Origin of the sequence: Salinivibrio sp. HTSP (genome assembly GCF_003390965.1) — a bacterium.
Classification (GTDB): domain Bacteria; phylum Pseudomonadota; class Gammaproteobacteria; order Enterobacterales; family Vibrionaceae; genus Salinivibrio; species Salinivibrio kushneri.
Genome location: NZ_PXUD01000094.1, coordinates 1 through 6,050 on the forward strand (window position 1 = coordinate 1; position 6,050 = coordinate 6,050).

Annotated in this window: 6 protein-coding genes; all 6 read left to right on the plus strand. The window is 48.0% G+C overall.

Going from position 1 to position 6,050, the window contains the following annotated elements:
* Positions 1-470 precede the first annotated feature (470 nt).
* Positions 471-665 carry a type II toxin-antitoxin system VapB family antitoxin gene (locus C7A19_RS14240; RefSeq protein WP_077486352.1) on the plus strand — a complete coding sequence of 65 codons (195 nt, stop codon included), beginning with the start codon at positions 471-473 and terminating at the stop codon, positions 663-665.
* Complete coding sequence (locus tag C7A19_RS14245) at positions 662-1,063, plus strand: PIN domain nuclease (RefSeq protein WP_077460654.1); 402 nt, start codon at positions 662-664, stop codon at positions 1,061-1,063. The genes C7A19_RS14240 and C7A19_RS14245 overlap by 4 nt, the downstream gene beginning before the upstream one ends.
* A 532-nt stretch (positions 1,064-1,595) precedes the next feature.
* Positions 1,596-3,599, plus strand: coding sequence for a recombinase (locus C7A19_RS14250; RefSeq protein WP_116645217.1), 2,004 nt, complete (start codon positions 1,596-1,598; stop codon positions 3,597-3,599).
* Positions 3,600-3,664: 65 nt separating this feature from the next.
* On the plus strand, positions 3,665-3,817 hold the full coding sequence (locus C7A19_RS15560; RefSeq protein ID WP_155522569.1) for a hypothetical protein: 153 nt from the start codon (positions 3,665-3,667) through the stop codon (positions 3,815-3,817).
* A gap of 270 nt (positions 3,818-4,087) precedes the next feature.
* Positions 4,088-4,822, plus strand: coding sequence for an ABC transporter substrate-binding protein (locus tag C7A19_RS14255; protein WP_116645218.1), 735 nt, complete (start codon positions 4,088-4,090; stop codon positions 4,820-4,822).
* A gap of 65 nt (positions 4,823-4,887) precedes the next feature.
* Positions 4,888-6,050 (plus strand): methyl-accepting chemotaxis protein (locus C7A19_RS14260; protein ID WP_155522570.1); only part of this gene is annotated, 1,163 nt, incomplete at its 3' end.

Sequence of the window (6,050 nt, forward strand, 5' to 3'; positions counted from 1 at the left end):
TGGTGGCCAAACAGAAGCGCTGTCTCATGAATCCCAGCTTCTTAGAAAAGGTTTTAGCCGCAGGCATACCGGCGATGGTTAAAAAATGAACACTCATGCGCTCGCCCTGCGCCCTGCCCCACCTGTAAAAGGAATGAAGGGTATTGCTGCGACAATGGCAGCAATTGCGTATGGCCCTGCTTTCCTTATTAATGCAACTGATTTTTAATTTTTCTCTAGTCAGTGATTTTCAATAACAATTTCATCAACATCACTTTTTAATGCTTTCTTGAGTTCTTTTTTATCTCTAACAGTTACAGACTTCATATATTTCCTTTTATTGAATTATACAGTAGGCATAACACCCGGCTCACGCGCCGGTTTGGAGCCGCGAAGCGGCGGAAAATCGGTCGCTGTGCAGCCGATTGTTATGTTCTTCCTGACGTGCTAGATTGTGTATGGAAACCGAAATCGATACACATAGGTGCGACATGAGAACGAACATCGTCATAGACGACCAGTTGATGGCAGAAGCTCTCAAAGCCTCCGGCTACGAAACCAAAAAAGAGGCTGTTGAGCAAGGTCTGAAACTTCTAGTTCAGCTTAGCAAGCAGCAGGAAATTCGAAAACTGCGAGGCAAAATCAAGTGGGAAGGCGACCTGAATGAAATGCGGAGCGCCGGATGATATTGGTGGATACCAGTGTATGGATCGACTATTTCAACGGAGTCAAAAACCCGCATACTGACCTGCTGGATGCCTCAATAGTCCACGGTTCCGTCGCTATCGGCGACCTCATATTTCTGGAAATCCTTCAAGGCATCCGCAACGACAAACACTATCGTCAGACCAAACAGAGCCTGCTCTCGCTGGAGCAGTATGAAATGTTTGGCAAAGACATGGCACTTGTTTGCGCTGACAATTATAGGGCACTTCGCAAAAAGGGCATCACAATCCGAAAAACTGCCGACGTGATCATCGCGACTTTCTGCATAGAGAAAAAGCTACCTTTGCTGTTTTTGGATCGCGACTTTATCCCCTTTGTTGATCATCTTGGGCTTGAGCCTGCCCTCAGAGAAACATAACATACAAAGCGTGCACTCAAATGGCGTGCTTCCACGGATAAGCTGGTTATCCAGCTAGTATTTTCCACGCTACCGACGATCAGTTCTCGGTACCTAACACACCTTTTCGTCAACGTTGTCAGGCTAGATTATCAAAGCCGTGCTGATTTTTTCGTGCTTAATTGTCCAAAATGTCAGCGAAGGCAGATTTTGTGGGGCAATGGCTGGATCGGCAAAAAGCGCTGAAGGCATTCAAGTCCGTCACCCACAACAACCTGTAATCGCCGCGTACTACGTGCCCCCATTCTAGCAGGGTGAGGGCGCCAGTTATGCTTTGGGAGATTTATCACACAGTGTCTATGTGGAATATGACCGCAACTTATTTTGGCTGTTCACCAAGCTGGGGCCAGGCAGTGTAGCAAGAAAATCCATGCTTGCCGTCGCCAAGTCAGCGCATTGCAGGTGTGATCTAAACACACTTTTGCTTCCCCCTATTCATTCCCTCTTGTAGACTACGCGCGCGTTGACTATCGACTGATAAGAAAATTGATTTATGCCTGCGATTACACCGGCCTTTAAAGTGATAGATGGTTTCTCTCTCTGTGCCACTGACACAGAGCGCCTTGATGTATTCTTTACCTACCTGCGTGAGGGTGCGCCCGAATTAGCAGAGTTGCGCCTTGAGCAGCTTGTCTTAGCGTTAGCCAACTCCCCCTCTCAAGCCGCGCTCTTTGCCAATAGCGTGTGCAATGAGGCCAAGAAAATAAAGCTATCGCCGGCGTTTGTGCAGCTGGGGATTTTCTCTAAAAACGGCCTTGTGACTGACATTTTTCGTCGGCTTTATAACAAAGTGAATCCGCCGCCTAAACGCTGCAACGACATCAATGATCTGCTCAGTTACTTTGTCGGTGGAGAAGATAAAGCGTGGGTAAAGGCCATCTCTCATAAATGCTGGTTTAAGCTATACCGTCTACTAGTCAAAAACGCCGCCCCGGAAGCCATCCGCTCAACCGGTGCTTATATAAAAAGCGAGTTGTGTTATTCGCTAGAAATGCTGTCTATCTGGATCGCCGCCGAGGAGCTTGATCCTGAGCTACTTCGGATCGACCGCCGTTTGAGCGAGGTCGATTCACCGTTCATTGCATTGCAGCGTGAAACCCATCAACTCGTTAATGCGATTAGATACGGTACGTTGGATCCCAAAGACAGGGCACATTTTTGGGTGATGATTGAGCAATGCCAGCAACAGGTCAAGCGGATCCGAGCCCGTGGTATTAACCAAATGGGCTTCTCCGCGCACGCTTCACGTATGCTTGAGCGCTTGGATCAAACATTAAACCGCATGGTGCTGTTGATCCAAATTCTTGATTTTCGTCACCCGCATCAGAAGGCGCGCTGTGTATTCAACCTCTGGCGGCAATTGCTTATTTCGGTGACGGAACGCAACAGTGTGCGCGCGATTTATCGCAAAAGTACCCGCACGTTTGCTCAGAGTGTGACACAAAACAAAAGCAACCACGGCCAGCACTATATCGCCAAAACCAAAAACGATTACTTTAAGATTCTGCGGCGCGCTTGCGGGGGTGGAGTGATTATTGCCCTGTTAGCATGGGTAAAAATGTATATCGAGACCTTGCAATTATCACCACTTAATAATGCATTGCTGGTCAGTTTAAACTACGGTGTCGGCTTTATGCTGGTGCATATTTTACACTTTACCATTGCCACCAAACAGCCAGCGATGACAGCGGCAAACTTTGCCGCGCACGTAGAAAAGAACAAACAAGGGCGCACGCGTAGTAAAAAGCTGGCACGGTTACTGATCAATGTGAATCGTTCTCAGTGGTTTGCAGTCTGGGGGAATATCACCGCGGCAATTATCGTAAGTGTGTTGGTTAGTCTGCTTTTTAGCCATTTATATGGCAACCCGGTATTAAACAGCGAACAAGTGGCCTATCAAACCGCTGCGATTCATCCGATCCATGGTTTAGCCTGGCTTTACGCCGCTATTGCCGGGGTCTGGCTGTTTTTGTCGGGTATTATTACCGGCATTCTTGATAATCGGGCGGACTACATTGAGCTCAAAGATCGCTTAATCGGCCATCCATTATTCCGCGCGATCTCGCTTCAACGACGAGAGCGGATAGCACTGTACATCCATCACAACTATGGTGCATTAGGCGGTAACTTTATTTTTGGTGTGCTTTTAGGCATGACAAGCTACGTCGGCTATCTTATTGATGTTCCGCTTGATATTCGCCACGTGGCCTTTTCTTCTGCCCACGCTGCCTATGCGCATATGAGCGATTACTCGTCGTGGTTGTCTGTCTTATCCAGCCTGTTTTTTGTGTTGATGATTGGCTTTATTAATCTGTGGGTCAGCTTTGGTCTCGCATTATTCGTTGCGCTGCGCTCGCGTAACTGTGAGTTGGATATGAAGTCGGTAAGAACCGCGGTACTGACACAAATAAAACAACATCCTTCTAGCCTATTTTGGCCTAAAGACCCAGCGCCTATGGCCAAACCGCAAGGTGCAGGTCAACGCCGCGCGCCATAAAACCTAACGTGTTTGTCGCTGGCCAACGGATGGCCGGTGTCATACTTTTTCATTGTGTCTCCCGAATGAACACCGCATATCTTACTTTCCAGCTCACTATGCGCGCCCACTACGGCAACGATGAGACCTGTCGTATTAACGCACAAAAAGGTACCGAGTACCATGTGATGGTACGCGGTTACCGCAGCTACTCTAATGTTAGCCTTGAGCGTGATTAATCACTTCCTAACAAGCCGCTGTTTCAAACAGCGGCTTTTTTGTCTGGAAAAGAACCGCTTTTCACCAGATATACAGACACCTTGTCAGCCTCTAACATTTTTTGCCACCTACCATAGCTAACACACAATCTGGACAGACCAGAAAAACCTTAATTTTCATCACATTATTAGGGTAAAACCTCAGAAATGCTTCAAGTTATCTAGATCACAACACCCATCTATTTTTATCTCGTCTACGCTTAAGAGAATTGGCACTTATTTGGAGGCGCTATGCTCAAGCATCTGTTCGCCATCGTTTTCTCGGCCCTTCTTCTAGCAACACCAGCTCGAGCCGATGTTCTCACTATGCCATCTCTCGAATGGCCGCCTTATTCTGGCAAAAATTTGCCGGATCAGGGCGCATCGGTGGCGGTGGTACGTGCGGCGGTGCAAGCCATGGGGCACGAGCTTAACGTCGAGTTTTACCCGTGGTCACGCACCGTGTATTTGGTCAAGAATGATGCGCAGTACGCTGGCTATTTCCCAGAATATCATTACGAGACAGACGAACTGGTTTTCTCTGACCCCATAGGTACTGGTCCGCTCGGATTCGTTGAAAACGTCAATCAGCCTATCGAATGGTCGACCCTTGATGATCTGACTCAGCATACCATTGGCGTGGTTCGAGGGTATGTCAACACACCAGAGTTAGATGAGCGTATTGCCAACGGCACACTTAAATCGTCTGCGGTCACCAGTGACACGCAAAACCTGCAAAAGGTGGGACGAGCGCGTATTCCTCTCGCGGTGGTAGATGCCAATGTGCTGGACTACCTCAAAGAGAACGATCCAGCCCTTAACGCGGTAAAAGCGAACCTACAAATGAATAAAAAGCTCTTGGTCGATAAAAAGCTATATATTGCTTTCGCTGATAATGCTGAAGGACAAAAATGGCGTGAGATCGTCAATCAAGGGCTCAAGAAAATCGACATTGAACAGATAATGAAACAACACCTGGGTGAATAATGAACACTCGAGGGGAAAGTGACCGTAGTCAGGTCGCATGGCAATGTAAATAGAAGAGTAGCGCTATGTTTAAGAGTCTAAAAGCAATATTTGTCACTCAAGTGGTTATTGCTGTTTCTGTGGTATTAGGGATATCAAGCTATATTGGTTACCAAAATACCAAACAGGAACTGAATAGCGCGCTTGAAACCACCGTGGACAATGCCACCAACCGCATGAATCTCAGTTTGCCCAAAGCCATTTGGGACTTCGACCTGGAAGCGGCCAAACTCTCGATTTCTGCCGAATTAAAAGCCCCCGATATCAAGGCGGTCCGAATACTGGATAATCAAGGGTCTGCGATCGTCTTTCTGCGCCTCGGGCCACCCAATGATGAGGGACAACGCCAGCCGAAAGACATTGGCGACGGCGAAAAATCGATGTACGAATCCATGCCCCACGAAGAAAGTGAGCTTTCATTTACCGAGTATGGTGAAACCAACAAAGTGGGGACTCTGCAGGTATTTTATAACACAGACAGATTAGAGGCGGAGTTATCCGATACCCTCACCCGAAGCTTGATTGAGCTGCTAGTGCTCGATCTTGTGATGATTGTGTTCCTGATTTTGGCATTGACCGCCACCGTGGTTAAACCACTTAATGATTTAACGTTACGCGTGCGAGAACTCGCCAGAGGGGATGGCGATCTCTCCACCGTGATCCCAGCCCCGAAATACAAAGAATTCGCCCAGATCACTGAGCATATTAACCACTTTACCGCTTCGTTGCGTGAAATCGTCAATGAAGTGACCCAAGCTTCTATCAACCTCGCTGAAGTCTCGGCAGAGAGTGGACAAATGGCGCGCACTAACGCGGAACGCTTGGAGCAACAGAAACAAAGTCTCTCGACGGTTGCCGCCGCCGCTACGCAGATGAATCAATCTATTGCCACAGTAGCTGATACAGCAAACGATGCGGCGACTCGTGCTGCAGGTGCCACGGATCTGGTTAACCAAGTGTATGGGACGATTGAGAGTTCAGCCTCTGAAATCATCAATATGCGTTCAGAGATGGAGAATGTGAATGCTGAAATGCATAAACTGCTCGAGGAAGGTGAAAAGATTTCTGATGTCGTCAACGTTATCAACGATATCTCTGAACAAACCAACCTCTTGGCGCTGAATGCGGCGATTGAGGCGGCGCGCGCTGGCGAGCAAGGCCGAGGCTTTGCGGTGGTGGCTGACGAAGT

What these genes read in the sequence shown, in the direction of transcription:
- C7A19_RS14240 (WP_077486352.1), top strand. Translation starts at nt 471, where the DNA reads ATGAGAACGAACATCGTCATAGACGACCAGTTGATGGCAGAAGCTCTC.
- C7A19_RS14245 (WP_077460654.1), top strand. Translation starts at nt 662, where the DNA reads ATGATATTGGTGGATACCAGTGTATGGATCGACTATTTCAACGGAGTC.
- C7A19_RS14250 (WP_116645217.1), top strand. Translation starts at nt 1,596, where the DNA reads ATGCCTGCGATTACACCGGCCTTTAAAGTGATAGATGGTTTCTCTCTC.
- C7A19_RS15560 (WP_155522569.1), top strand. Translation starts at nt 3,665, where the DNA reads ATGAACACCGCATATCTTACTTTCCAGCTCACTATGCGCGCCCACTAC.
- C7A19_RS14255 (WP_116645218.1), top strand. Translation starts at nt 4,088, where the DNA reads ATGCTCAAGCATCTGTTCGCCATCGTTTTCTCGGCCCTTCTTCTAGCA.